This window comes from uncultured Acidaminococcus sp., assembly GCA_900538365.1.
GTDB lineage: Bacteria > Bacillota > Negativicutes > Acidaminococcales > Acidaminococcaceae > Acidaminococcus.
Genome location: UPXT01000018.1, coordinates 12,851 through 39,039, shown reverse-complemented (window position 1 = coordinate 39,039; position 26,189 = coordinate 12,851). Strand labels below are relative to the sequence as shown.

The following is a 26,189-nucleotide window of genomic DNA, read 5'->3' as shown; positions in this document are numbered from 1 at the left end:
TTTTTCAATATTTATTTGTCCATGACCCCACAAATTTCCGTGAAGAACCAAAAAAGAACAATCAACGTGGACAAGCAGCTCCAGAAAGGGAACGAGAGGAAGTACTATATCCTTTCTACAAAAACCAAGGCCGGAGCCAGGCTGCTGCCCATGACGGATGAGGTTTACCAATGCTTTGTGACCATCCTGCAGCGCAGAAGACCTCCGAAGGTAGAACCCATCATCGATGGCGTTGGTAAATTTCTCTTTTATGATAAAAATGGGAATCCAATGGTAGCCTTGCATTGGGAACATTATTTTAAGCAAATCGTGAATAAATACAACCGCATCTATAAATATCAGCTTCCAAAAGTTACACCTCATGTCTGCCGCCACACCTACTGCACCAATATGGCTCTGTCCGGGGTCAGTGCCAAGACCCTCCAGTACCTGATGGGCCACAGCGACATTTCCATCACCCTCAATGTGTACACCCATATCAAGTTCGATGATGCCCAAAAGGAAGTGGAACTGATCCAGGCCCGGCAGCAGAAGGAGATGGAAAGCGTAAGGGAAGAACTGGAAAAGGTGGGAGAGATCCAGCCGAAGGTGATCCGGTTTCCGAATAAGGCGTAGGGAAAAAGAAAGGCCCGCAGTCAAAATTGCTGCGGGCCTTTTTGCTGTCCGGATGTTTACGTATTTCGGTATGAGCCAGCCCATCCGGATGATTAATGAATCAGCTTTCTGTCGCCTTTTTTACTCATGTCATATGCTATAATGAAAATGCATGGAAATAAGGCAGGCTAAAGACAGGAGGCCGGAATATGGGAAAATTCACTTTTGTAAAAGGAAATCATTTCTATAATCCTGAAAACGTAACAACGCCGCTGGAAGAAGGCTTTATAGAAGGTGACGGGAGACTGGATGCGCAGGTCAGCGCTGAACATATTCGTACGGTTATGGAAAATTATCTGGCTTTAAATCAAAAAGCAGATATTTTTTTTCTTTATGGAAGTGCCTTTGAATCTTGATCAGGAAAAAGTTGAAAAAGAACCGGAAGGAAATAATCCGGGCATCCTGAAATCTCAGCACAGGATGGTTTACTATCTGGATGGCATTGATTCAGAAGAGGGGATGGAAATCCTGGATACTTTTGGAGAAGTTTTGATCAATGATGGCCTGTCCGCTTTTGGCTTTGGTACAAAAGATTCGGAAATAGGGAAATATCAGTATAACGAAATGCTGGTGCATGTGTATGAAGATATGGATCCATGGAAGAAAGTTTTTCTTCTGGCAGGTGTTCCCGAAAGAAAAGACCTGACATTTGCCGATGATGTTTTTTCGTGGAAAAATCCTGGCGTAGCTGAACGGTATGAAGACGATCAGGGCCGCAGCGTTTATGATGTCGTTGATGTACTGAAAAAGGCAGGCCTGTATGAAGCAGAAGTACGGGAGGAGAATCCGGACGATGGCGATTCTTCTCCAGAAGATGACCCACCTGATAAGGAGCAAATGGAAGCATTTATTAAGAAATTAATGGATAAGTAGAAAAAACAATGAAAAAGAAACGTTAAGAAAGGCTCTTGATTTTAAGAATCTATGAGGAGAGAAGAAAAAACGATAGAGCTCCTGCTTGAAGAAATAACGGATAGCACTGCCATTTATAAATACGTTACTGTTGGGGAAGAGGTCTGTTCTTATGGACGTATTTTAATTGACAGAAATACTGGAGATGTGCATATACTGAAAAGGGATGGCTCTGGTTATCAATCATCGCTGTGGCATGCAGTTTTAACTGTACATTCGTTTTTTGAGGAAAATCTGTACCCCAAAAAGAGGGAAGTTGCGTGGTATTAAAAATTTCTAGAAGGAAAAATAAAGAAAATAATTTATACTTTCTAAGGTCCATGATTTGCAGAAGGTATGGTTTGCTTAGTAGGAATCGCCCAAAATACTACTACTTTTACTACTTAGAGGGGAAAAGTTGTGCCAGGTTATGCCATTTCTTATCTTCCCTGCATGGACTGGCAAAATCCGGGAACCGGCATTAATTCGGCCTATTTTGGCACAACCTGGCATAGAGAGGAGTTCGTGTCTTTGGTGAAAGTACTTTTTATTTGCCATGGCAATATTTGTAGAAGCCCCGTTGCGGAGTTTGTTTTTAGGGATATAGCCAAAAAGGCCGGTCAGGAGGCAGATTTCCTCATTGCTTCCGCGGCAACGACAACGGACGAAATTGCTGGCGGTGTAGGAAATCCTGTCTATCCGCCGGCTCGGGAGACACTTCTGCGTCATGGCATTGACCCTGTAGGAAAGCGGGCAGTCCTGTTGACGCGGGCTGATTATGCTTTCTATGATCATCTCATCGGCATGGACGCGGAAAACCTCCATGACATGCGGCGCATCTGTGGTGGGGATAGGGACCATAAACTATCGCTGCTCCTTGATTATACGGATCATCCCCGGGATGTAGCCGATCCTTGGTATACCCGGGACTTTGAAGCAAGCTATCGTGATATTGTGGCTGGCTGCAGGGCTCTTTGGTCATTTCTTCAAAAAAATGCCCTCTCAGCTGACAGAAAGGACTTATTGTGAAACTTGATCCTCTCTATTTTTTCCTACCCATGATTGAGGCCCTTGACCGGGAGGAACATGACCTTGTCGGCGCCACGGTCGGGCATGGTAAGCGAGTTGCCTATCTGTCCTACCTGATGACGCGCAGCCTTCCGTGGTCCCCTGATGAGCGGCTGGCCTTTGTCCTTGCTGCTTTGCTCCATGACTGCGGGTCTGTAGAGACCATTCGGGAAATGCGGGATGCTGCCCGAAATAGGAAACCCTTCAGCGGCACTTTTTCCAATGGTCGGGTTGTAGATGACGCCAGTATCCATGCCCAAAAAGGGAAGGACCTTTTGCAGGATATGCCTTTTTATTCCCAAATCAAAGGGGTTGTCATGATGCACCACGAATGGGCCAATGGAACAGGCCCCATGGGGCTTAGGGAAGATGCCATTGACAAGCGAGCCCAAGTGCTCTACCTTGCTGACCGCATGGATATCCGTTACGATTTATTGTCCCTGTCGGAAAGCGGATTTAGGGAGATGGTCCGTGATCTGCTTGGGCTCGAACATATCGAATTTTCCCATGATGCCTTGGTCCTTCTTGAAAAGAACCTGACCTATGAGGCTGTACAAAAACTCCAGGAGATTCCTCTAAATAGGCTCCTCAAATCGGTCGTACCAAGCCATGCCTGTGAGTACAGCCTAAAAGATATGCTTACCATCACCCGGTTTTTTGAGCGGATTGTCGATAATAAGTCCTCCTTTACGAAGGACCATTCTCACGGAATTGCCATGAAGGCCCTTGCCATGGCCCAAAAATATGGATGGAATGAAGAAAAGCAGGAACGTTTTCTTCTGGCGGCGAGCCTCCATGATTATGGAAAATTGCAGGTGCCTTCTTCCATCCTTGAAAAAGCAGGGCCGTTGACTGCAGAAGAGTTCCAAATCATGAAGAACCATGTCCGCTGGACCTATGAAGTCCTTGATGAAATCCCTGGGTTTGAAGATATCCGGGACTGGGCCTCTTTCCATCATGAGAAACTGGATGGAAGCGGTTACGTAAAGGGCCTTTGCAGCAAGGAACTTTCCTTTGAAGACCGCCTCATGGCCTGTCTCGATATTTATCAGGCCCTGACGGAAAAAAGGCCGTATAAAGAGGGATTCTCACATGAAAAGACCATTGCCATCATGAGGGAACTAGCCTGTAAAGGAAAAATTGACGGCGCCATCGTGAGGGATCTCGACGCCTTTTTTGAGCCGACTAGGCTTCCTTCCTAATGAAATAAAAGGCAGGGAGCAGAAAGATACTCCAACAAGGTAGGGAGGATTGATGATGGATCTGATTCGAAAGGTACAGGAACAAGACTGGACTGCTATTGAGGACCTAGTAAAGCAGGCTTTTGCCACGGCTTCTTATTCGGATGGGACGGAAGCCGCGCTTGTGGCCCGGCTGCGGCAAGGGCCTGCCTTTCTCCCAGACTTAGCCCTTATGGCTGAACGGGAAGCTAAGCCCGCAGGGTTTATCCTTTTTACAAAAGCAAGGGTATCCCAAGAAACCATCCTTGCCTTGGCGCCCCTTGCTGTGAAGCCTTGTTTTCAAAAAAGCGGGATTGGGACCGCTCTTGTAAAAAAAGGTCATACGCTTGCCGCAAAGGCGGGATTTGCTTATGCAGCCGTTTTGGGGGATCCTGCATTTTATGGCCGGTTGGGTTATGAAGCGGCAGAAAAATGGGGAATTACGCCGCCAGCAGCTTTTCCTAAAGAATATTTTATGGCCATAAAGCTCATTCCTGATGCGGCTCCGCTTGCAGGGACCATTGTCTACGACAGGGCGTTTGGCCTTTAGGAAACAGAGCAGAAAATGAGACTGGAAAGAAAAGGGATGGAATCATGAAAGAAGCCATCAAGGTCCGCGGTGCGCGGGTCCATAATCTTAAAAATATTGATGTCGATATTCCTCTTGGAAAAATTGTCGGCATTGCCGGTGTGTCGGGATCGGGCAAATCATCCCTTGCCTTAGGCGTCCTCTATGCGGAAGGGTCCCGGCGCTACCTCGATTCCCTGTCGACGTACACAAGGCGGCGCATGAGCTTTTCCCCCAAGGCGGACGTGGATGAAGTCCTTTACGTTCCGGCTGCCCTTGCCATGCACCAGCGTCCCAGTGTTCCTGGCATGCGCAGTACCTTTGGGACAGGAACGGAGCTTCTTAGTAGTCTGCGTCTCCTTTTTTCCCGTCTTGCGGTGCACCGCTGCCCAAAGGGTCATGAGGTCCCACCGTCCCTTGCCGTCGCGGCGGAAAAAGAACTTATCTGCCCGACCTGCGGAGCCCATTTTTACGCTCCCTCTGCAGAAGAACTGTCTTTCAACAGCCAAGGCGCCTGCCCGCGCTGTGAGGGGACGGGAAAGGTCAAGACCGTCAATGTGGATGCCCTCGTCCCTGACGAGACCTTAACCATTGATGAAGGGGCCGTCCTTCCTTGGCAGACCCTGATGTGGTCCCTGATGAAGGAGGTTGCCCGCGCCATGGGCGTGCGGACCGATGTTCCCTTTAAGGATCTTACAGCAAAGGAAAAGGACATCGTCTATCATGGTCCTGCCGTGAAGAAACATATCTTTTACAAGGCTAAAAGTACGAACGTTGCCGGTGAACTTGACTTCACGTACTATAATGCCATCTATACCGTCGAAAATGCGCTTGCCAAAGTAAAGGACGAAAAGGGCATGAAGAAAGTCGAACGCTTCCTGACCCAGGAAACCTGCCCGGAGTGCCATGGCACCCGTCTTTCCGAAAAGGCGCGGGCCCCGAAAGTGCGCGGGATCTCCCTTGCCGACGCGACGCATATGACCTTGAAGGACCTCGTCTTGTGGGTCAAAGGAGTTCCCGAAAGTCTTCCTGAAACCATGCGCCCCATGGCCCAAAGCATTTGCGATGCTTTTCTCGAAAACGCCAAGCGTCTTATGGATCTGGGCCTTTCTTATTTGACCTTGGACCGGGAAGCTGCGACCTTATCAAACGGAGAGAGGCAGCGGATGCAGCTGGCTCGGGCTGTACGGAACCGAACGACGGGTGTCCTCTATATCCTTGATGAGCCATCCATTGGTCTTCATCCGGAGAATCTCAAAGGCCTCATGGGTGTCATGCAGGACCTTATCCGCGACGGAAACTCCATCGTTCTTGTAGACCATGATACGCAGGTCCTGTCTACGTGTGATTGGCTCATTGAAATGGGGCCCGGCGCCGGCTCCAAAGGAGGTCGCGTCATCGGAACGGGGACTGTGGCTGATACGGCAAAGCGTCACACTTCAAAGATCGGCCCTTTCCTTCAAAAAGGCGGTCACCACTTAGTCCGTGATGCCTGCGGGAAAAAAGCACTTTTTGAAAAGGGCACCATCCATATGGAAACAAGTGGAATCCATACCGTAAAACCCCTCAGTGTGACCTTTCCCAAAGGCCGTCTTACGGTGGTCACCGGTGTTTCCGGCTCAGGCAAGACAACCATGGTTCTTGAAAGTCTTATCCCGGCCGTCCTTGCCCAAACGAAAGGGGAGGCACTTCCGCCCCATGTGACACGTCTTGACGCGTCAGGCATTCACGGGATTAAACTCATCGACGCATCGCCCATAGGAATCAATGTCCGCTCTACGGTGGCAACGTACGCCGATGTCCATGATGAACTGCGCAAAGTCTACGGCCGCCTGCCGGAGGCAAAGGCACAGGGCCTTAAAGCAGGGGACTTTTCCTATAATACGGGGAGCCTGCGCTGCCCGCTCTGCGATGGCACGGGGGAAATCAACCTTGACGTCCAGTTCCTGCCTGATGTGATCATTACCTGTCCGGAGTGTCATGGAACGAGGTACCGAAAAGAAGCGGACCTTGTGAAAAAGAAGATGCAGAAAAGCAACGCGGCATATTCCTTGCCGGAACTCATGGCTATGGATATCGATGATGCCCTTGAGGCTGCCAAGGGGCTCAAGAAGGTCTCGGAAAAACTGCGCATCCTGAAAGACTTGGGCCTGGGGTATCTGACGCTGAAAGAAGCAACGCCCCGCCTTTCCGGCGGTGAAGCGCAGCGGCTGAAACTTGCCAGCGACATGGGGAAGGGGCAGGAAGATACAATCTTTGTCTTTGATGAACCGACCATCGGCCTTCATCCCCTTGATACGGAGACACTCCTTCACGTCTTTGATGAGCTTGTTTCGCAAGGAGCGACCGTTGTTGTTATTGAGCATGACCTCGACGTCATCCGCAATGCCGACTATCTCATTGACATGGGTCCCGGCGGTGGGGCAGAAGGCGGCACCATCGTTACGTGCGGTACGCCGGGAGAAGTGGCCCAATGCAAGGAAAGTAAAACAGGAAAGTACATCTAAAGAAAGAGCAAAGCAGTTTCCACGAAGTCCTTATGGCTTTAGGGGAACTGCTTTTTTAGAAAGGAGAAAGGATCAAAGGCCCGACCTGATTCTTGTGTCAAAAATGTATTGATAAATCGAAAATTATAGATATCATAAAACCATGAATCAGGTAGAACTTTTTAAAGCCCTTTCCAATCCCATACGGCTCCAGATCCTCACCTGGCTGAAAGACCCCTCTGCCTATTTTCCTCCTCAGGGTCTTCATATCCCCGAAGGGGACAGCTTCGAGAACGCTGTCTGTGTTGGAAGCATCCAAGAAAAGCTGGGCATTTCCCAATCGACTGTTTCCCATTACCTCGATCTGATGCAGCGTTCAGGCCTTTTGGAGTCTGCCCGTTTTGGAAAGTGGACCTATTACCGAAGAAATGAAGCGAATATCCAAGCCTTAGCCGAGTTTATCAAGACAGAACTATAAAGGAGGGAAAAGAGCAAGACCATGTAAACTGTCCTCGCAGGCAGTTTATTTTTTACCCTAATATATCGAAAATAAGCGATATATAGATTTAAAAGGAGACACTTTTAGGCATTTTCATGGCCCTGTCATTCGCCGGCCAATAGATGCGGACAGTCCTTTTATCGAAGTCACAGCAGGCTCAACGCATAATGCCCGTACGTTTTGCAATTTCTATCACGATACACCCTTTATGGTGGCGCCTTTATCCCAAATTGAGGCCGATCTCAAAGAAGCAAAGGAGAAATGGCCTGATGCAAGAAAAATCTGGGCGTCCGGCGGTGATTCCTTTGCTCTCAGCACGGAAAAGCAGATTGCTGTCTGGGATCTCATGCGGACCTATTACCCGAAGGCACGGATTTCCACGTATGCCATCATTTCTGATTTTAAGCACAAAAGCGTCGAAGAGATTTGCAAAATCAAGGCCCATGGACTTGATGAAATCATGATCGGTATCGAGAGCGGGGACGATGAAGTCCTTTCCTTTGTCAATAAGGGCTGCACATCGGAAGAAATCATCGAAGCGGGCCTTCCATATGAAGTGATTTTCTTCAGCGGATTGGGGGGCGCGGCTACGGTCTCGGACACGCCCAAAAGAGTGCTGACATCCTCAATCAGCTGCACCCTGACAGGATCCTTATTGCAGGACTCACCCTATTCCCCGATACGCCGCTCATGAAGGACGTGAGAAGCGGTGTATTCAAGGAGGCAACAGAAGAAGAACGCGTTTTGGAACTGAAGGAATTCCTGACACGTCTTAAGAATCCGACGCTGATTGACGCAACAAATGCCTCCATCATCACCCCTATCTATGGGAGGATTCCTGAATAAAAGGATAAGATGATTGCCCAGCTTGACGCCATCTTTATCTGCTATGGGGAAGCGGGTCTGCGTCAGGCCCGTGAATCCCTGTCTGCCATTTGAGATTTTCTGCTTCCAGACGGCAGAAGCCATCCCGCCTTGGCAAGGCAATTTGGAAAAGTTTCGTCATGGTTTTTCTCTCTTTTGAGCAAAGGCCCAACAGCCAATATTGGCTGTTGGGCCTTTGTCATAGATTCATGATAGGGTAGAAAGCGATGCATAAAGGTGGAAAAATGAGCTTATTTCGGGTTCTTTCATCAGTTTTCCCTGCGTCTCCAGACAAGATACAAGACAGCAGCCCCGACAAGTACGGCAGGACAAATGACACCATACATCATGGCATAGCCCCATTCAGCCGCCGCAAGTCCCAGTAAATAGGCCGCTAGGCCGACACTGATGTCAAGAGCCCAAAAATAAGTGGCTGTGGCGACCCCGGCCCGGGAGGGCGGTGCCATGGTCACGGCAAGGGTCTGAAAAGCCGGTGAGAGGGCCCCAAAACCAAGTCCCAGCACGGCTCCTGAAAGCAGCAGCCCCGTGAGACTTGAAATGGATGCAAAAAGGATGAATCCCAGAAGAAAGACGATGAACCCCGGATAAACGATATAATCCGGGCCCTTTGTATCAAAAAGATGTCCAATGACCGGCCGTGTGACGATGATGATGAGGGCAAAGACAACAAAAAAGAGACTTGTTACAGAAGCCAGTCCAAGGCTTCTGGCATAAAGCGGGATAAAGGTGAGCATACCGCCATAGGAAAAAAAGACCAAGCCCCCAAATAAAGAAGGGATGACGGAGCGGGGTTCAATGAGATCTGTTACTGAAAAAGAGCGGAAGGAGGCACTGGGACGGGTCACAGAGGACGGCAGCGCGTTGCAGATCATAGCAATCAGCGTAAAGAGAGCCCCGAGGATCAAAAAGAAAAAGACCGCGGATGGTCCCCAATACTGCATGAGAAGAAGTCCAACGAGGGGGCCTACAACCATGGCAAGATTGGTTGAAAGGGCAAAGTAACCGATGCCTTCCCCTTTGCGTGAAAGCGGCAGGACAAGAGCTGCTACGGCAGCAGCCGCCGTCGATGTGACGCCAAAAATAGCACCGTGCAAGAAGCGCAGTCCAAAGACGGCCGGCAAGGTTCGTAAAAAGAAAAAGGCCGTCATGATGAGAAGGAACGCACATGATCCCGCCACGAGCAGCCTGTGTTTGTTCAAGGAATCAATGATCTTTCCTGCAAACGGACGGCATAAAACGGTCCCCAGCTGAAAATACGTCATGGCAAGGCCCGCGTCCCTTTCGTTTCCATGAAGTTCTTCCAGGATGTATAACGGCATGGCCGCAACCAGCAGATATTGGGATAGAAAATAAAAGAAATTCCCTCCCCCCATAGTCATGAATTGAGGTGTCCATAAACGATCTTTTGACAAATGAAATCCTCCTTATGAATCAGAAAATACGTTGTAATCCTGTCTTATTGTACTGCATGGAAAGAGCTTGTCAAGATTTTGGGCGCGTAGGGGACGGGAAAACTTCTATTTTATTCTATGAGAAATGCTCTATTTGGGAGTGCATAAAAAAGAGGCCCCATATGGGACCTTTTTGATTTATGATTTACAATTGGATCCAATCTATTTCCCTTGTTGATGAGGCAAAATCTTGGCACTTAGATAGGACGCCAGAAGACAAAACACGATATCGATTCCCCAGATGCCTTGATAGCTTCCTGTTGCAGCCACGGTCATGCCGCCCAAAAATGCACTGAGAAAGGCGCCTAGCTGATGCCCTAAAAAAAGGAGTCCCACAAGTGCTGCCGATTGGGCAAGAGGAAAACGCTCCGTGACGATTCCTGACGTCGGCGTAACTGTGGCCCCGCCGGACATGCCGAGACCTATGCAAAAGAAAAGGGCCGACAGGAAAGTTTTTGGCAGGAAAAAGAGATATATGGCTGTCAAACCCGCACGGAAGCCATAGTAAATGGTCAGAAGACGGTTTTTGGAAACATGGCCGGACAAATATCCGGAAATCAGCGCACCAATGACTGTTGACAGACCATAGGCTGCAAAGGCGTGGGCGGCGCGTGGCCTTTGAAGACCATAGGAGAGCAGCTGTGAGAAAAGATGGGCTTCAATCAGCGCCATATGAAAGCCGCAAGTAGTAAATGCTCCCAATAGATATCGAAATTCCGGCCGCTTTAGGGCTCCTTGAAGGAGGAGGCCAAAAGAAGCTTCGGGAACAGGACCTTTTTCCTGAAGAACCATTCTTTTTAGGGGCTGCGTCAAATAAAAAAGAAAGGGAAGGGTTCCAATCATGATCAGACTGAGCACAACAGAGACCGTCGGGATTCCGCCTACAAGGGAAAGCCTGGAAAGAAGCGGGGAAAAAAAGGTTGAGCCCAGGCCGGCTGCAGCATTGATAAAGCCCGAAATGAGGGCCCCTTTTTGAGGTCCTACGGCGAAAATGACGGTTTCAAGAAGCAGACCAAATGAGATTGCTCCAGCGCCGCAGCCTAGACATAGACCAAGGGTGAGCACAAGGCCCCAAAGGGAGCGGAAGAGGGACAGCCCCAGTAACCCTAGAAGGAAAAGCCCCACGCCGCTAAGAAGGACGAAACGGTGGGAACGCCTAGCTGCAAGGAGCCCCCAAAAAGGCTGCGAAAGACCAAAGGAAAGCTGCAGGACCGCAATGGCAAAACTCAGGCCCCCATAAGAAAGGCCTGTAGCTTCCCTGAGTGGCTCCAGAAGGATTCCAATATCGCTGCGGATGCCGCCGCTGATGCCATAAAGGAGGACGGCGGATAACCCGCAGAAAAATAGAGAGGGCCCCGAAGCGGGGTGACTGGGTGCCTGCATAGAAAACCTCCGTTTAGACGCAGTCAGATAGGATAAAGGGGAAAACTTGGATGAAAAGCTTCCTCTAAATGATCAGAGAACCTTTTGGAAGGCAATCTTTGTGCTATTATCAAACCAAATTGTTCCCGTATAGACGAACCCCATCTTTTCGAGGATGTGGCGCATGATTTTGTTGTCCTCATCCGTATCGACACGGATGTTTTGAATCCCTTCACGCCTGGCTAAGTTTTCACAGGCCTTGAACATTTCCTGGGAAAGGCCCTTGCCGCGGATGGTGCAGTCGACAGCCATCCGATGGATGACAAGATAAGGCTCGTCATTGAGCCAGTGACCCTGAAGCGTGTCATAGGCAGCCTCGCCGCGGGCATCGATGCCGGCATAGCCGACAATCCGTCCCTGATCCTTGAGCACATAGCCGATGCCGTCTGATAAATCCTTGTTGATATCCGCCATGGCCGGATATCCCGTCTGCCATTGATTGACGCCCTGACTCCTTAGAAAAGCCTTGGCCTCGTTGATGATTTCCATGATGCGAATGGCATCTGTTCTTTCTGCTTTTACCAGTTTCATGCTGCCAGCCTCCTTATTCATGATTTTTCCAATCAATCTGGATATTGGTCCTCAGTTTCTGCATGAGATCCAGCAGGGTCCGGACCTCTTCCTGGGAAAACCCCGCAAGACCCACTGCAATCTGGCGATTTTCCTCTTCAATCAATTTTTCATAAAGTTTCTTTCCGATATCCGTTGGATAAAGATGCCACATCCGTTTGTCCGTCTTTATCTTTCGGCGGCTGATGAGATGTGCGTCCTCAAGCTTTTTTACCGCCTTGGCCGTTGTCCCCTTGTCTACGCTGACGAGCTCAGTCAGGTCTGTCTGACAGAGGCCAGGCGTTTCACAGATGCGGGTCAAAAAGATAAATTGGCCGCGTTTGAGTCCATAGGATTGGAACTTCATATCCATCAGGGAATGGATGACGCGGCTGATGGTGCCCAAATGGCGAAGCAGTTCATTGGTCAGGTTCATGGTTCCTCCTTAATAGTTGAACTTTCAACTAAATATAGGATAAACGAAAGAATCCGCCTTGTCAAGATGAAAAAAAGGACTGCCGAAGCGCCATACAGGTGGGAAAGGGACCGTTTTTAGGGTTCTTCCAGGCCCCTCATCCTTTTTGCCATAATCAGGATCCATTCAGCTTATTCAGGAACAGCTTTCGCTGCTTTTTCCTAAAAAAAACGGCACCGCCAAGCGGTGCCGTTAGTTTTCTTATTAGAATGTTTCACCCGTAATCTTTTCGTAGGCTTCTTTATACTTTTCAATGGTCTTATCAATGACATCCTGGGGCAGGAGATAGTTGCTGTCAGGATTGGCCTTCAGCCAGTCACGGACATACTGTTTGTCGTAGCTGGGCTGGCTCTTTCCAACTTCGTAGCCAGCAAGCGGCCAGAAGCGGGAACTGTCCGGTGTCAGCATTTCATCGCCAAGGACGAGCCGGCCATTTTCATCAAGGCCAAATTCAAATTTGGTGTCGGCAATGATGATGCCCTTCGTGTAAGCATAATCAGCACATTTTTTATAAAGGGCAATGGTCGCTTCTTTGATGGCTTTAGTGTATTGAGCCCCTTTGCCGGGGAAGCGTTTTTCAAGGTAGTCCACACATTGGGCTTCGGAGATGTTTTCATCATGATCGCCCAGTTCTGCCTTGGTGCTCGGCGTGAAGATCGGTTCAGCCAGTTTCTGGGATTCCTTAAGGCCTGCCGGCAGGGTGATACCGCAGACAGTCCCATTTTTTTGATAGGATTCCCAGCCGGAGCCAGTAATATAACCACGGACGATGCATTCTACAGGAATCATGTTCAGCTTCCGGCATTTCATGCTTTTGCCAGCAAATTCCGGTGTGCGGAAGAATTCCGGCATGTCCGCTGGATCCACAGAGAGCATATGGTTCGGAATGACATCTTTGGTGAATTCAAACCAGAATTTGGAAAGGCGGGTCAGGACGGCCCCTTTATCGGTGATGGTGTTTTTCAAGATGTGGTCGAAAGCGGAAATGCGATCGGAAGCCACCATGATAAGGCTGTCACCAATGTCGTAGATTTCGCGGACTTTACCGGACTTAAAGGGTTTATATTCCTGCATGATACATCCTCCTTATATTTTGGTATCCTTATCATAGCACAAGGAACTATATTTGTCGAATGATATCTTTATTTTTTTATAAAATGTTTGTAAAGAATGAAACAAGGAGGAGCCTGTATGACCGTACACATTTTCTTGTCTTTTTCCCGTTTAGACGATTCCTTGGATGACGAAAAAAGTATGAAGGAATTTCAAACATTGTTCTGAATCCGTTGAAGAGTTTTCATTCCTATCGTATAATAAAAGAACAACTCTATTTTAGTTCTAGTTAAGGAAGGATGGGAGACCATGCGCATTGTCATGACGATTGTGGGAATTGATAAAGTGGGAATCATTGCTCGGGCCAGTGACCTGTTGGCTAAACATCAAGTGAATATCCTCAATATCAATCAAAATATTACGGATGATTTTTTCAACATGGTGCTGATCGGTGACATGAGCAAAGCCACCATCTGTGTTGAAGACCTAAAGGATAAAGCGGCTGCCTTAGGAAAAGAACTGGGCCTTGAGATCCGCGTCCAGAGTGAAGAAATCTTTACGGCTATGCACCGGATCTGATTGCTGAGGAGGTTTCCATGCTGTACAACACAAACGATATCCTTGAAACAACCCGGATGATCACGGAAAATAACCTGGACGTCCGAACCATTACGATGGGCATCAGCCTGCGCGACTGCGCCGACCCTGATGTAACTGTCTGCGCCCGTAAGATCTATGATAAGATTACACGCTGCGCCAAGGACCTGGTCAAGGTGGGGACCAACCTTGAAGCAGAGCTTGGTGTGCCCATCATTCATAAACGCATTTCCGTAACGCCCATTTCCCTTGTTGGTGAAGCCTGCCGGAGCGATACCTATGTGCCGCTGGCCAAAGCCCTTGACGACGCGGCCAAGGCTGTTGGCGTCAACTTCATTGGAGGCTTCAGCGCCCTTGTGGAAAAAGGCTGCACCCATGGTGATTCCATCCTGATTGATTCCATCCCAGAAGCCCTTGCCACGACGGATATTGTCTGCTCTTCCGTAGCTGTTGGGTCCACTAAGGCCGGTATCAACATGAATGCTGTGCGCCGCATGGGGGAGGTTGTCAAAAAAACGGCCGCTCTGACCCGTGATCAGGATGCCTTAGGCTGTGCCAAGCTCGTTGTTTTCTGCAACCCTGTCCAAGATAATCCCTTTATGGCGGGCGCTTTCCACGGCGTTACGGAACCGGAAACGGTCATCAACGTTGGTGTCTCCGGTCCTGGCGTTGTAAAACACGCTCTTGAAGGCTGCCGCGGGGCCGATATTGGTGTCGTTGCCGAAACCATCAAGAAAACAGCCTTCAAGATTACCCGCGTCGGGCAGCTTGTGGCCCAGGAAGCCGCCAAACGGCTGGGAACCCAATTCGGGATCATTGACCTGTCCCTTGCTCCAACGCCGGCTGTTGGTGACAGTGTGGCCCACATCCTTGAGGAGATTGGTCTGGAATGCTGCGGAGCTCCCGGCACGACAGCGGCCCTTGCCATGCTGAACGATGCGGTCAAAAAAGGCGGTCTCATGGCTTCCAGTTATGTCGGCGGCCTGTCCGGTGCCTTCATTCCTGTAAGTGAAGATGCTGGCATGATCCATGCTGTGGAACAAGGGTGCCTCACTATTGAAAAACTTGAAGCTATGACCTGTGTCTGCTCCGTCGGTCTTGACATGATTGCCATTCCTGGCGATACGACGGCAGAAACCATTTCCGCCATCATTGCAGATGAATCGGCCATTGGCATGATCAATAATAAAACCACGGCTGTTCGCGTCATTCCCGTACCGGGCAAGAGCGTGGGCGATAAAGTTGAATTTGGCGGCCTGTTAGGATATGCGCCTATCATTGCCGTCAATACCTTTAAGCCCGATACCTTTATCCATCGCGGTGGGCGCATTCCAGCCCCAGTTAGGAGCCTGACAAACTGATGCGCAAGAAAGAACGCAATAAGCTCATCTTGGAACGTCTTGAAGAAACCTATAAAGGACAGGGAACGGCCCTGCATTATACCACCCCTTTTGAACTCTTGGTGGCGGTCATCCTTTCTGCTCAGTGCACGGATGAACGGGTCAATATTGTTACAAAGCGCCTTTTTCCAAAGTACAATACGCCGGAGAAGCTGGGCGCCCTGACCCTTGAACAAATGGAAGCCCTCATCCATGACTGCGGCCTTTATCATTCCAAAGCACGCAATATCCTTGCTACGTGCCGAAAACTTATTGATGACTTCCATTCCGAGATTCCTCAGGAGATGAAGGCCCTCTTGAGTCTTCCCGGTGTAGGACGCAAGACTGCCGATGTCATGCTGAGTGTGGCCTTTGGAAAACCGGCCATTGCCGTTGATACTCATGTTTTCCGTGTCTCCCATCGGTTGGGTCTTTCCGCTGGAAAAGATCCCCTGGAGACTGAGCATGACCTGCAAAAGCAGATTCCCAAGGAAAAGTGGGGCGAGGCCCATCACTGGCTCATCTGGCATGGCCGTAAGGTCTGCAAGGCCCCTAACCCCCGCTGCAGCGAGTGCCCCGTTTTGGATCTTTGTCCTTCACGGGTGATGGAATAATCAATTTCAGTTAGGAAATCCCAAATGGATAACGTCTACGATTACATCAACGATTTTTATACGAACGACGACGGCTGGAACATGGTCATACCCCGGGATGACGTTGAAACCTATATCCGCAAATGTGCTTGGCAGAGCATGGATGACAAGGCCCTTCAAAAAGAGTGGGACAATCTCAGCATCTTCTGCATCTATCTGGAAAATGATATGTTGGAGATGCAGGATGTAACGGAGGAAATCCTTGTAGGCTGCGTGATTTGGGCCTGCCGCTATATTGTTGAATTCATGGGGACGTACGACGCAATCAAGGCGTTCCTTGACACACTGGAGCGTTTCTTTGTCCTTATGAAGGAACGCGGCGTTCTCATGAGCGTCCTGGCGCCGCACCTTGCAGCGAAAACCCTTTTAAATGAAGATGGGACCGTGGCCATTGTGACATGCCACGGACAGCTGCAAAAAGGGGAGGAGGAATGGGAAACGTGGGTTGGCCCACCCCCGGAAGGCAACATCTTCCTGCATGCCGGTGTGGGACTTGAGGAAATCATGGGAGAAATCAACATGTTCTTCCAGACAAGCCGCTTTACGCCGGACCTTGACCGCGCCATGCGGCTCTACCGGCATGCCGAAGGCCGCCTGGACCTTGAAGGACCGGAAGAAACGGACTTCTGGAAAGGCTTCTGGGATTACTTTCTTTTTAATTATCGGACCATGGATACGGCCGATACCCCCATTTCATTTTTTGCCGAACACAGCGGCACACATTACGAAACCCTTGCCTATGAACTGAGCCGTGCCCGCCTGCGTCTATTTGTCCTCGGTGAGGTCCTTGATGAAACGCGCTGCCTGGCAGAAGACCTGATGACGGGGGATCACTTTTATGTCAATATGACCCCGGAAATGGCAAGTCATCATGACTTGGGGGACGTCATTTTGGGCAATATCTTCCAGAACCAAAGTTTGTGCATGAACTATGAAAAGAGTTTCCGCCTGTCCCCCCTTTCAAGAAATAAGCTTCATACCATCCTGCAGCAATGTCTGGATTGGTTCCTGATCCAAGGCCCTGATCTTACGTGGAGTGACTTCATGGCGGCCAATCCTCTTTTTGTCCGCAGGATTGTTTCCCTTGTGTCAAATAATCCTGCCGCTGTGGCGTTTCCCTATAAGACGGCCATCAAGGACTATAAACCGCCCCGCATGACCCCCGCGCTGGACCGGTCGGAACAGGCCGTCAAGGAAATCATGGCCGCTGCGGGTTTTGGCATTACGGAGTTTTATTTTGCTCGCCGGCTGTGGCAGGATTTTTTGAAGACGGATCCCAACCTTTCTGCCCTTGGGCCGGAACGCTGGGCCGCCGGTATTTTTGAAAACTTCCTTGAAATCAATGAAAAACGGGCTGCCCAGAAGAAACCTTTCTTCTCTGAATCCCTGGGCCTTCCGCAGCATCATATTGCCGAAGCCTACCAGACCATCCGCAGCGCCCTTTCCCTGGAACCATCCGATCCCCGCTATCTGACGGAAGTGGGATATATGATGATGTTCAGCAATTTATCGTAGGAGGAAACCATGATCTGTTCTCATTGCGGTTTGGAATATCCCGATCATTTGGCGGAATGTCCCAATTGCCATACGCCCAATGACGATATTGCCGCTGAAGTCCTGACGGAAGATGAACGGGACGCTTTTGAAGGCGTGACCATCGATCAGGTTCCCGATTCGGATACATATCGCGTGATGGACCAGGATGACCTGAAACAGGCCCAGGAAGAAGCAAAACCTTTCCGCTTGCGGGTCCTGAACTTCCTTTTGGGCCATCTGGGACTTGTTGCCGTGGGCATCATCATCTTTTTGGTCCTTCTTATCCCCGTCTTTCTTTCCCTTATGCTTCCTTTTGTGGGATACTTCATCATCATTGCCGCCATTTTTTTTGTTCTGCGGCTGATTGGACTGCGTTAAGGCGGTCCCTTATAAAAAGGCGCCCTGAAGAAATGAACGTGTCATTTCTTCAGGGCGCCTTTTGCGTCTATGCTGAAAATAGGAGGGCGGCATAAGCGCCTTGTTAGGAAAGATATGCGCCTTTTTGGCTCGTGCCGCGGCCTATACCAGTTTACATTACAATCAAATCAATTTTTTAGCCGTAAGGATTTGCCCCTATGGCAAGAAGCGCAATCCATACATGGGGAAAAGTAAATTTCACATTTTGCGCTTACAGCAGTGACGTGATTTCACAGCGCTCAATCTTGGCGCTGTAGGTCCTCCGATACTGGAGGGGCGTCATGCCATACCGATGCCTGAACTGCTGGATAAAATGACTGATCTGACCATAACCCACGTCCTCGCTGATCTCGGATACGCTCCGTTCTGACTTAAGGAGCTGTGTCCGGGCCTCATCAAGCCGATAGGTGTTAAGAAAATGGATGGGCGGCATGCCTGTATATTTCTGAAAGAGTGCCGTCAGTTTGTTCTTATTAAGATGGGCGGCCGCTGATAGTTGGGAAATGGTGAGGGTTTCGCTGAAATGGTCCTTGATGAAGGAGAGAATTTCATCAAAAAGCATGCGTTCTTCTGTATTTTTTGCCTCACCGCTTTCTTTAAAAGTCTCCATGATTTCTTCCATGACTTCCATAATGAAGGTCGTGACGGAAAAAAGGCCCGTAGAATCATCGACATGGTGGATAAAGCGGCCAAGTTTTTCAAGGGCTTGAGCAGTCAGGTTGATGAGTTCATACGTGCAGTAAGGATTTTCCGTAAGGGGGCGCAGGAATTTGTTCCAAAGGGCAGGGGAAAAGATATCCTTTCTGAAATCAATGCATAAGGTCTTGACTTCTGTCGTAATGGGTTGCGAGCTATGCAGGATGGCATCGTTGATGAAAAGAAGCTGGCTGCGGTCAAGGGGAAACTCCATGCCATTGACGCGGTAGGACAGGGTGCCTTCATAGACCCAAAGCAGCTGCATCTCCTGGTGCCAGTGAATGGGAATATGGCTCCCTAAATGGGACTGATAACGCTGTGTAAACATGGCAATGGGAATTTCACTCTGGGAATACCAAATTTCTTCCTGTGCCTTTTCTGTTGTCGAAATCCGATACTGGACGCCTTCACGGCGGCATTGGGGAAATGACGATTGAGCCATGGGTTCTGCCCTCCTTGTCTGCTTTTTCCCAGTATAGCATATTCTCGCGCAGCGTTCCTAAAAATGGGAAGAAAATGATAAAAATAGGGATGATTGACATAGAAACCGTGCTTAAAATAAAATATACTGAATTTAACAAAAATTCAAATACTCTGGGAAAGAAAAGGAGTGGCAATTATGGATATCAATAAGAAAAGACTGCTGGATTCGATCTTTACGCTTGGGAAAATTGGCATTGATGCCTCCGGAGAACGGACGCGACTTGCAGCTTCCGACACGGAAAAAGAAGGCCGTGATTTTGTTGTAAAGCAAATGAAGGACGCCGGTCTTGATGTGGTCGTCGACCGCATTGGCAACATTTTTGGCATTTGGGAAACGGAAGAAAACAAGAAGGAAGCGCCTCTCATGATTGGCTCCCATATTGATACGGTCATCAATGCCGGCCAATATGATGGCTGCTACGGCGTTTTGACGGGGATTGAAATCGTCCGCACCTTGAAGGAACAAAAGGCCCAGCTCAAACGGCCCCTTGTCGTTGGTGCTTTTACCAATGAAGAAGGCGTTCGTTATCAGCCGGATATGATGGGCTCCTTGGTCTATGCCGGCGGTCTAGCCCTTAATGAAGCCCTTGACAGCGTAGGAACCGATGGAACTATCCTGCGGGATGAACTGACCCGTATTGGTTACGGCGGAACGGTCGATCCTGGTTTCATCAAACCCTATGCATTCATCGAACTGCATATTGAGCAGGGTCCCATCATGGATGCCAAAGGCATTTCCATTGGTGCCGTTGAAAATCTTCAAGGCATTTCCTGGCAGCGCATTACCATCGAAGGAACAGCAAACCATGCAGGAACGACACCGACAGATATGCGCATTGACGCAGGCCTTGCCGCTTCCAAAGTCAATGTCTTTATGCGGGAACGCTGCCTTGCTTCCAGAGGCAAGACCGTCTGCACCGTTGGAACCATGGCCCTTGAACCGAATGCGGTTAACGTCATTCCTTCCAAGGCTGTTTTTACGGTGGATGTGCGAAATCCGAATGAAGAAAAACTAAAGGAAGAAGAAATGGCGCTTGCTACTTATTTGAAGAAACTTGAAGAAACGGACCATGTCAGGATCCACACAGAACGGCTCGTGCGCTTTGAACCGGTTGAATTTGATGACGGAATCTGTAAGATAACCGAAATCATGGCAGAAAAAAGAGGCCTCAGCCATTGCCGGATGACAAGCGGGGCCGGGCAGGATGCCCAGATGATGGCGCGCATTTGCCCGACTGCCATGATTTTTGTACCGAGCGTGAAGGGTATCAGCCACAATCCCAAGGAATATACCCGTGATGAGGATCTTGTTGGCGGGGCAAACGTCTTCCTTGATGTCGTTGCTGAGATACTTCTTGCTTAAGTTGCATGTAAGGAGGAACTGATATGACCATTTCCATAACGCCGTTTCCATGTGATGGAAAATGCGGGGCCTGGGATGCGCCTTTTTCCACGGAAGAGGCAGAAAAGGTCCGTGCCTTCCACAAGACCTTGGACGGCTACGCAAAGACACCGCTGAGAAATCTTGCGGAAACGGCCAAGATCCTGGGACTCAAGGGGCTTTACGTCAAGGATGAAAGTTACCGTTTTGGTCTCAATGCCTTCAAGGGACTTGGCGGAAGCTATGCTCTTGCTAAAGTCCTTGCAGAAAAGACGGGAAAAGCCATGGATGACTTGACTTCCATTGCCCGCGGCACCTATACCTTCGTAACCGCGACCGATGGCAACCATGGGCGGGGCGTTGCCTGGGCCGCCCAGCGCCTTGGACAGAAGGCAGTGATTTATATGCCCAAAGGCTCCCGTCAGGAACGACTTGACAATATCCGCAAATTAGGGGCGGAGGCGGAAGTTACGAGCGTCAACTATGACGACACGGTCCGTTTGGCAAGCCGTATAGCAGAAGAAAAAGGCTGGATCCTGGTCCAGGATACGGCGTGGAAAGGGTATGAAACGATTCCCCGCTGGATCATGCAGGGCTATATGACCATGGCCCATGAAGCGGTGGAGGACCTAAAGGACGTTGTTCCTACTCACGTCTTTTTGCAAGCCGGCGTCGGAGCTATGGCAGGGGCCATTACGGGCTTTTTGGCCCGCTATTATGGGAAGAACATGCCCCAGCTTTCTATTGTCGAGCCTAAAGCGGCCAACTGCCTTTATGAAACGGCTGAGGCCAATGATGGCAAGCTCCACGCTGTAACCGGTGGTCTTGCGTCCATGATGGCGGGGCTCTGCTGCGGCGAAGTCTGTACTTTGGGCTGGAACGTCATCAAGCATCATGCTTCCCATTTCTTTTCTGTTGATGACAGCGTAGCTGCTTGCGGCATGCGCCTTTTGGGCAACCCCGCAAAAGGGGATCCGGCCATTGTTTCAGGTGAAAGCGGTGCTGTGACTACGGGGCTTGTGTACCGCCTCATGATCGATCCTGAGCTTATGGGTATGAAGCATGCACTGGGGCTCACGGCCGATTCCATTGTCCTGTGCATCAGTACGGAAGGAGATACGGACCAAGAGAATTATCGGAAGGTCGTTTGGGATGGCATGAACCATTCCTGATGACGCACAATGCGGTGTAGCATAGCATGACAGGCTGACTGCACCGCTTACTTTACCTACTAAGAAGAATTCCCTTATAGATTTAGGAAAGTGGTGAATAAAAAATGACCTTCATCAGTGAATTCAACTCCCTTATGTGGGGATATGTCCTTTCCATCATTCTTTTAGGAACGGGGCTTATTTACAGCGTGGCCACAGGATTTCCCCAGCTCACTCAATTTGGCAAGATCTGGGGCTCCCTCAAGGCCAATATGGACGGCGAAGGTGGTATTTCCGGCTTCAGTGCCCTATGTGCTACCGTTGGCGGCCAGGTTGGGACGGGGTCCCTTGTTGGCGTAGCAAGTGCTCTTTTGGCCGGCGGTCCGGGCGCTCTTTTCTGGATGTGGGTGACGGCCCTTCTCGGCATGGTCATTTCCTTTGCTGAAGCCGTCTTGGGGCAGCTCTACCATGAAAAAAGCCCTGATGGCAACTTTTATGGCGGGGCGCCTTATTACATGACAAAGGGCCTGCACAATAAGACGTTGGCCCTTTTGTATGCGGCCTTTACAATCTTTGCCATTGGGATTGCTATTGTCATGCTCCAGACCCATTCCATTGCTTCGGCTGTGACCGTGATTTATCCTCTTCCTACCTGGGTCCTTGGTATTGGCGTCGCCCTCTTGACTGCCCTCGTTGTGCTGGGCGGAGTCAAACGGATTACAGAGACGGCTTCCCTTGTGGTTCCATTCATGGCTGTCATCTATTTGCTGGGCGTCATCTATATCGTCATTACCCATTTCTCCCAGATTCCTGCCCTTTTTACGCAAATCATGTCGTCGGCCTTTACAACAGAAGCTACCGCTGGCGGTGCTGTAGGCTATACGATCAAAGAGGCTGTTCGTAACGGCGTAGCCCGCGGTCTTTTTTCCAATGATGCGGGAAATGGCTGTGCCGCTGCCATGCATGCTTCTGCGAAGGTCAAACATCCGGCGAACCAAGGATTTTCCGCCATGTTTGGGACTTTTATGACGACCATCGTCATCTGCAGCTGCACAGAATTTGCCATTCTTTTATCCGGTGTCCTTCACTCTGGAGCCATCGGTGTCAATCTTGTCCAAGCGGCCTTTTCAGCAAATCTTGGCAGTTTTGGCAATTATTTTGTCATGCTCATGACCTTCCTTTTCTGCTTTACAACCATCATTGCCGATGTCTTCTATGGCGAAGTGGGCGTTCGCTATCTATTTAAGGAGACTCCGGAAAAAGTGGAAGGGTATGTCAAGATGTTTAAAATCTTGGTTTTACTCCTCATCATCGTGGGGTCCATGATGCAGCTTGATGATTTGTGGGACCTTGTGGACTTTGGTGTGGCCTTCCTTGTTTTCTTCAATGTTTACGCCTTGCTCAAGATGAAGGGGGACGTGGTCCATGTCCTCAAGGATTATTTGGAAAAATTAAAGTCAGGAAAGACCCCAAGCTGGGAGACAGAAGGCAGTCAGCCTAGGTAAGGAGGCAGTCTAATGGATGAAGAAAAAGTAAAGAAAACCCTTATTTCGTGGCGGCATACTCTCCATGCTCAGCCAGAAACGGCCTTTGAAGAAGTCAAAACAGCCAGCTTTTTGGCGGATAAACTGTGTGCCATGGGCTGCACCGTCCATGAAGGTATTGGCGGTACGGGCATTGTGGCAGACCTTACCGTGGGCGACGGGGAAAAAGTGATTGGCCTGCGAGCTGACATGGATGCGATCAATGTCGAGGAAAAGGGAGCCTTTTCATATCGTTCGGCCGTTCCTGGAAAAATGCACGGTTGCGGTCATGATGGACATATGGTGATCCTTTTGGGAGCCATGTGGCTGCTTTCTGAATCGAGGAATTTTAACGGTACGGTCCGGGCTATCTTCCAGCCTGCCGAAGAACCGGGAAAAGGGGCTCAGGCCATGATTGATGACGGCCTTTTTGAAAAGTATCCTGTCGATGAAATCTATGGCCTTCATAATATTCCTTTCCTTCCCGAAGGCGAGATCCATACCCGTCCCGGTGGGATCATGGCAAGCGAGGATAACTTTACCATCAAGATCCATGGCCGCGGCGGACATGCATCTAGTCCCCATGTGGGCATTGATCCCTTGATTCCGGCGGCCCAGATCATCTTGGGCCTCCAGACCATTGTCTCAAGAAATGCCAACCCCTTGAAACCGGCTGTCGTGTCTGTGACGGAACTTCATACGGACGGCGCCCATAATGCCATTCCGTCGAATATCGTCATGACCGGCGATACGCGCAGCACGTCGCCTGAGATGCAGACCCTCATTGAAACCCGTATGCAGGCCATTGTGGAGCATGCCTGCGCTATGGCGGGGGCAGACTACGAATTCAGCTATACCCATGAATTTGCACCGACGGTCAACTGGCCTGAATGTACGTCGCATGCAGCGGCTGCAGCCCGTAAAGCTGTAGGTGAGGGAAAGGTAAAAGATAACTGCCAGCCTTGGATGGCTTCTGAAGATTTTGGCAGCTTCCTTGCAAAGATCCCGGGGTGTTTCGTGTTTTTAGGAAGCGGGAAAGCGGGAAAAGAAAACTATATGTGCCATAATGCCCACTTTGATTTCAACGACAACGTCCTTCTCACTGGGGCGGCCTTCTTCAAAGCCCTTGTCGAGGAACGTCTGCCAGAAAAGTAAAAAGGGGAACCCCAATGCGTATAATTGAAACGAAAAAAGCTCCCGGTGCCATTGACCCTTATTCATATCCCTTTGAAGCCCGTGGCTTTGTCACCACAAGCGGCCAGATTCCCGTCGCTCCCAAAACGGGGCTGGTTCCTGATGACATAGAAAAACAGACTCATCAGAGCTGCAAAAATGTGGCGGCTATTTTGGAAACTACAGGCACGAGCCTGGAAAAAAGTCGTCAAGACCACTTGTTTTTTGGCGGATATGAAGGACTTTGCCGCCTTTAATGAAGTGTACGCCACATATTTTATGTCTCATCCAGCTAGAAGCTGTGTAGCTGTAAAGAGTCTGCCCAAATGCGCTATTTGTGAAATTGAGGCCATTGCCGAAAAATCATGAGGTCCGTCACGAATCAGACCAAGGGATATATCCCCTGATTGCAATAAAACACCTACCCCCTTAAAAGAGGGCCGTGAAAAATAAGGATTATTTTTCACGGCCCTTTTTACCCGCCTAGAAAAAATCTTGGCTGCAAGGATCAAAAGATGGGGTCAAAAAGGAAAAAGACAGGGAAAGGAAGGGGAGGGGGACTTATTTATTCCGCCCTCATCAAGGGTTTTTCTTCGATTTCCTCCTAATTTTCACAATTTTTGGTTTTCCCGTTCCATTCAAATCATAATTAGTGTATAATTGAATACATAAGTGAAACCTGAAACTATGGGCCTTGGTCCATATGTGTCCTTACCTGTTAAGGCGGCCTTCACTTATCGGTGAAAAGGTCACCGACAACTTGTTGAAGAAGGGATGATTTAGTTATGCGCGAAGTTGTAATTGCAAGTGCTGTAAGAACGGCTATCGGCAAATTTGGTGGCAGCCTGCTTCCCCTGTCTGCCCCTGAACTCGGTGCAATTGTCATCAAGGAAGCCCTGAAAAGAGCCAATGTCCCTGGTGAAAAAGTTGACGAAGTTATTTTTGGCAACGTTCTCCAAGCTGGACTGGGTCAAAACCCTGCTCGTCAGGCATCCATCAAAGCTGGCCTGCCTATTGAAGTTCCTGCTTTTACTGTCAATAAAGTCTGCGGTTCCGGTCTCAAATGTGTGGAACTGGCTGCTCAGTCTATCCTGGCTGGCGATAACGACATCGTCGTTGCCGGCGGTATGGAAAGCATGTCCAACGCGCCTTTCGTCACTAGCGGCAAAGCTCGTTGGGGCCTGCGCATGGGCGACAGCAAACTCGTCGATGTCATGATCAAAGATGGTCTGTGGGATGCGTTCAACAATTATCACATGGGCATCACTTCCGAAAACGTCGCTGAAAAATTCGGTGTCACCCGTGAAGACCAGGATGAAGTTTCTGCCCGTTCCCAGCAAAGAGCCATTGCGGCCATCAAGAGCGGTGCATTTAAGGACGAAATCGTTCCTGTTACCATTAAAACCAAAAAAGGCGAAACTGTATTTGATACGGATGAATTCCCGCGCGAAGGGACCACGACGGAAATCCTGGGCAAGCTGCGTCCTGCCTTCAAACAAGGCGGCACGGTCACGGCTGGCAACGCTTCCGGTCTGAACGACGGGGCTGCTGCCCTTGTCATCATGAGCGCGGAAAAGGCTCAGGAACTTGGCATCAAACCAATGGCAAAGATCCTGTCCTATGCTTCTGCCGGTGTCGATCCCGCCATCATGGGCATTGGGCCTATCCCTGCAAGCCGCAAAGCCCTCTCCAAGGCAGGTCTGGAAGTGAAGGACCTCGACCTCATCGAAGCCAATGAAGCTTTCGCTGCTCAGTTTGTAGAAGTCGGCCGTGAGCTGAACTTCGATCCTGAAAAAGTCAACGTCAATGGCGGTGCCATTGCCCTCGGTCACCCGATTGGGGCTTCTGGCGCCCGCATCCTTGTAACGCTTCTGTACGCACTGAAAAACCGCGACAAGAAGCTTGGACTGGCAACGCTCTGCATCGGCGGCGGTATGGGTACGTCTGCTGTTGTGGAAATGTTATAATCATCAATCACT

Annotated in this window: 28 protein-coding genes and 1 pseudogene; 22 read left to right on the top strand and 7 right to left on the bottom strand. The window is 49.6% G+C overall.

Annotated elements, in window-relative coordinates; translation table 11 throughout:
• The 11 genes from QZQ08_RS05260 to QZQ08_RS05210 all read left to right on the top strand — a co-directional run.
• On the top strand, positions 1-615 hold a 615-nt coding region (locus QZQ08_RS05260), incomplete at its 5' end, for a site-specific integrase (RefSeq protein ID WP_296328942.1).
• A gap of 188 nt (positions 616-803) precedes the next feature.
• On the top strand, positions 804-1,010 hold the full coding sequence (locus tag QZQ08_RS05255; RefSeq protein WP_296328939.1) for a hypothetical protein: 207 nt from the start codon (positions 804-806) through the stop codon (positions 1,008-1,010).
• Entirely contained in the window at positions 988-1,527 is a 540-nt protein-coding gene (locus QZQ08_RS05250) for a hypothetical protein (protein WP_296328936.1), read from the top strand. Before QZQ08_RS05255 ends, QZQ08_RS05250 begins: the two co-directional genes overlap by 23 nt.
• A gap of 51 nt (positions 1,528-1,578) precedes the next feature.
• Positions 1,579-1,836 (top strand): hypothetical protein, encoded by a 258-nt coding sequence (locus tag QZQ08_RS05245; protein ID WP_296328934.1) that lies wholly within the window; start codon positions 1,579-1,581, stop codon positions 1,834-1,836.
• Positions 1,837-2,076: 240 nt separating this feature from the next.
• Positions 2,077-2,574, top strand: coding sequence for a low molecular weight protein-tyrosine-phosphatase (locus tag QZQ08_RS05240; protein ID WP_366140904.1), 498 nt, complete (start codon positions 2,077-2,079; stop codon positions 2,572-2,574).
• Entirely contained in the window at positions 2,571-3,815 is a 1,245-nt protein-coding gene (locus QZQ08_RS05235; protein ID WP_014128264.1) for an HD-GYP domain-containing protein, read from the top strand. The genes QZQ08_RS05240 and QZQ08_RS05235 overlap by 4 nt, the downstream gene beginning before the upstream one ends.
• A gap of 52 nt (positions 3,816-3,867) precedes the next feature.
• Positions 3,868-4,383 (top strand): GNAT family N-acetyltransferase, encoded by a 516-nt coding sequence (locus QZQ08_RS05230; RefSeq protein ID WP_014128265.1) that lies wholly within the window; start codon positions 3,868-3,870, stop codon positions 4,381-4,383.
• A gap of 44 nt (positions 4,384-4,427) precedes the next feature.
• On the top strand, positions 4,428-6,908 hold the full coding sequence (locus QZQ08_RS05225) for an ATP-binding cassette domain-containing protein (protein WP_296328927.1): 2,481 nt from the start codon (positions 4,428-4,430) through the stop codon (positions 6,906-6,908).
• 142 nt (positions 6,909-7,050) lie between these two features.
• Positions 7,051-7,365 carry a helix-turn-helix transcriptional regulator gene (locus QZQ08_RS05220; RefSeq protein ID WP_009015511.1) on the top strand — a complete coding sequence of 105 codons (315 nt, stop codon included), beginning with the start codon at positions 7,051-7,053 and terminating at the stop codon, positions 7,363-7,365.
• A 64-nt stretch (positions 7,366-7,429) separates the two neighbouring features.
• Positions 7,430-8,080, top strand: a complete 651-nt coding sequence (locus tag QZQ08_RS05215; protein ID WP_307977548.1) for a radical SAM protein — start codon at positions 7,430-7,432, stop codon at positions 8,078-8,080.
• Entirely contained in the window at positions 8,077-8,232 is a 156-nt protein-coding gene (locus tag QZQ08_RS05210) for a hypothetical protein (protein ID WP_014128266.1), read from the top strand. The genes QZQ08_RS05215 and QZQ08_RS05210 overlap by 4 nt, the downstream gene beginning before the upstream one ends.
• Before the next feature lie 34 nt (positions 8,233-8,266).
• On the opposite strand, the gene QZQ08_RS05205 is transcribed toward QZQ08_RS05210, so the two are convergent.
• The 6 genes from QZQ08_RS05205 to QZQ08_RS05180 all read right to left on the bottom strand — a co-directional run bounded on the left by QZQ08_RS05205 (position 8,267) and on the right by QZQ08_RS05180 (position 13,242).
• On the bottom strand, positions 8,267-8,392 hold the full coding sequence (locus QZQ08_RS05205) for a hypothetical protein (RefSeq protein ID WP_296328921.1): 126 nt from the start codon (positions 8,390-8,392) through the stop codon (positions 8,267-8,269).
• Positions 8,393-8,519: 127 nt separating this feature from the next.
• Entirely contained in the window at positions 8,520-9,650 is a 1,131-nt protein-coding gene (locus tag QZQ08_RS05200) for an MFS transporter (RefSeq protein WP_045171810.1), read from the bottom strand.
• Between the two features lie 234 nt (positions 9,651-9,884).
• On the bottom strand, positions 9,885-11,105 hold the full coding sequence (locus tag QZQ08_RS05195; RefSeq protein ID WP_009015504.1) for an MFS transporter: 1,221 nt from the start codon (positions 11,103-11,105) through the stop codon (positions 9,885-9,887).
• A gap of 72 nt (positions 11,106-11,177) precedes the next feature.
• Positions 11,178-11,675, bottom strand: coding sequence for a GNAT family N-acetyltransferase (locus tag QZQ08_RS05190; RefSeq protein WP_016459668.1), 498 nt, complete (start codon positions 11,673-11,675; stop codon positions 11,178-11,180).
• 13 nt (positions 11,676-11,688) lie between these two features.
• Complete coding sequence (locus QZQ08_RS05185) at positions 11,689-12,129, bottom strand: MarR family winged helix-turn-helix transcriptional regulator (RefSeq protein ID WP_009015502.1); 441 nt, start codon at positions 12,127-12,129, stop codon at positions 11,689-11,691.
• Positions 12,130-12,372: 243 nt separating this feature from the next.
• Entirely contained in the window at positions 12,373-13,242 is an 870-nt protein-coding gene (locus QZQ08_RS05180) for a phosphoribosylaminoimidazolesuccinocarboxamide synthase (protein WP_296328904.1), read from the bottom strand.
• 288 nt (positions 13,243-13,530) lie between these two features.
• On the opposite strand from QZQ08_RS05180, the gene QZQ08_RS05175 reads away from it, so the two are divergent.
• The 5 genes from QZQ08_RS05175 to QZQ08_RS05155 are packed head-to-tail and all read left to right on the top strand — an operon-like array spanning position 13,531 to position 17,764.
• A complete protein-coding gene (locus QZQ08_RS05175) occupies positions 13,531-13,800 on the top strand; it encodes an ACT domain-containing protein (protein WP_009016109.1) in 270 nt (89 codons plus the stop codon).
• A gap of 20 nt (positions 13,801-13,820) precedes the next feature.
• Positions 13,821-15,179: a PFL family protein gene (locus QZQ08_RS05170; RefSeq protein ID WP_366140906.1), complete on the top strand. Its 1,359-nt coding sequence runs from the start codon at positions 13,821-13,823 to the stop codon at positions 15,177-15,179.
• Positions 15,179-15,811: an endonuclease III gene (gene nth / locus QZQ08_RS05165; protein WP_014128273.1), complete on the top strand. Its 633-nt coding sequence runs from the start codon at positions 15,179-15,181 to the stop codon at positions 15,809-15,811. The genes QZQ08_RS05170 and nth overlap by 1 nt, the downstream gene beginning before the upstream one ends.
• A 24-nt stretch (positions 15,812-15,835) precedes the next feature.
• Positions 15,836-17,365 carry a hypothetical protein gene (locus QZQ08_RS05160; protein WP_296328890.1) on the top strand — a complete coding sequence of 510 codons (1,530 nt, stop codon included), beginning with the start codon at positions 15,836-15,838 and terminating at the stop codon, positions 17,363-17,365.
• 9 nt (positions 17,366-17,374) lie between these two features.
• Entirely contained in the window at positions 17,375-17,764 is a 390-nt protein-coding gene (locus QZQ08_RS05155; RefSeq protein WP_296328887.1) for a hypothetical protein, read from the top strand.
• A 250-nt stretch (positions 17,765-18,014) separates the two neighbouring features.
• Here QZQ08_RS05155 and QZQ08_RS05150 read toward each other — a convergent pair whose 3' ends face one another.
• Positions 18,015-18,941 carry an AraC family transcriptional regulator gene (locus tag QZQ08_RS05150; RefSeq protein ID WP_296328882.1) on the bottom strand — a complete coding sequence of 309 codons (927 nt, stop codon included), beginning with the start codon at positions 18,939-18,941 and terminating at the stop codon, positions 18,015-18,017.
• Positions 18,942-19,118: 177 nt separating this feature from the next.
• On the opposite strand from QZQ08_RS05150, the gene QZQ08_RS05145 reads away from it, so the two are divergent.
• The 6 genes and pseudogenes from QZQ08_RS05145 (at position 19,119) to QZQ08_RS05120 (ending at position 26,177) form a co-directional block, all read left to right on the top strand.
• Positions 19,119-20,345, top strand: coding sequence for a Zn-dependent hydrolase (locus QZQ08_RS05145; RefSeq protein WP_296328879.1), 1,227 nt, complete (start codon positions 19,119-19,121; stop codon positions 20,343-20,345).
• A 23-nt stretch (positions 20,346-20,368) separates the two neighbouring features.
• On the top strand, positions 20,369-21,535 hold the full coding sequence (gene dpaL / locus QZQ08_RS05140; RefSeq protein WP_296328877.1) for a diaminopropionate ammonia-lyase: 1,167 nt from the start codon (positions 20,369-20,371) through the stop codon (positions 21,533-21,535).
• Between the two features lie 104 nt (positions 21,536-21,639).
• Positions 21,640-23,019: a sodium:alanine symporter family protein gene (locus tag QZQ08_RS05135; protein ID WP_296328874.1), complete on the top strand. Its 1,380-nt coding sequence runs from the start codon at positions 21,640-21,642 to the stop codon at positions 23,017-23,019.
• 12 nt (positions 23,020-23,031) lie between these two features.
• On the top strand, positions 23,032-24,192 hold the full coding sequence (locus tag QZQ08_RS05130) for a M20 aminoacylase family protein (RefSeq protein ID WP_296328871.1): 1,161 nt from the start codon (positions 23,032-23,034) through the stop codon (positions 24,190-24,192).
• Between the two features lie 14 nt (positions 24,193-24,206).
• Positions 24,207-24,579: pseudogene (locus QZQ08_RS05125) on the top strand (Rid family detoxifying hydrolase).
• A gap of 416 nt (positions 24,580-24,995) precedes the next feature.
• Entirely contained in the window at positions 24,996-26,177 is a 1,182-nt protein-coding gene (locus QZQ08_RS05120; RefSeq protein ID WP_296328866.1) for an acetyl-CoA C-acetyltransferase, read from the top strand.
• The last annotated feature ends 12 nt before the right edge of the window (positions 26,178-26,189 follow it).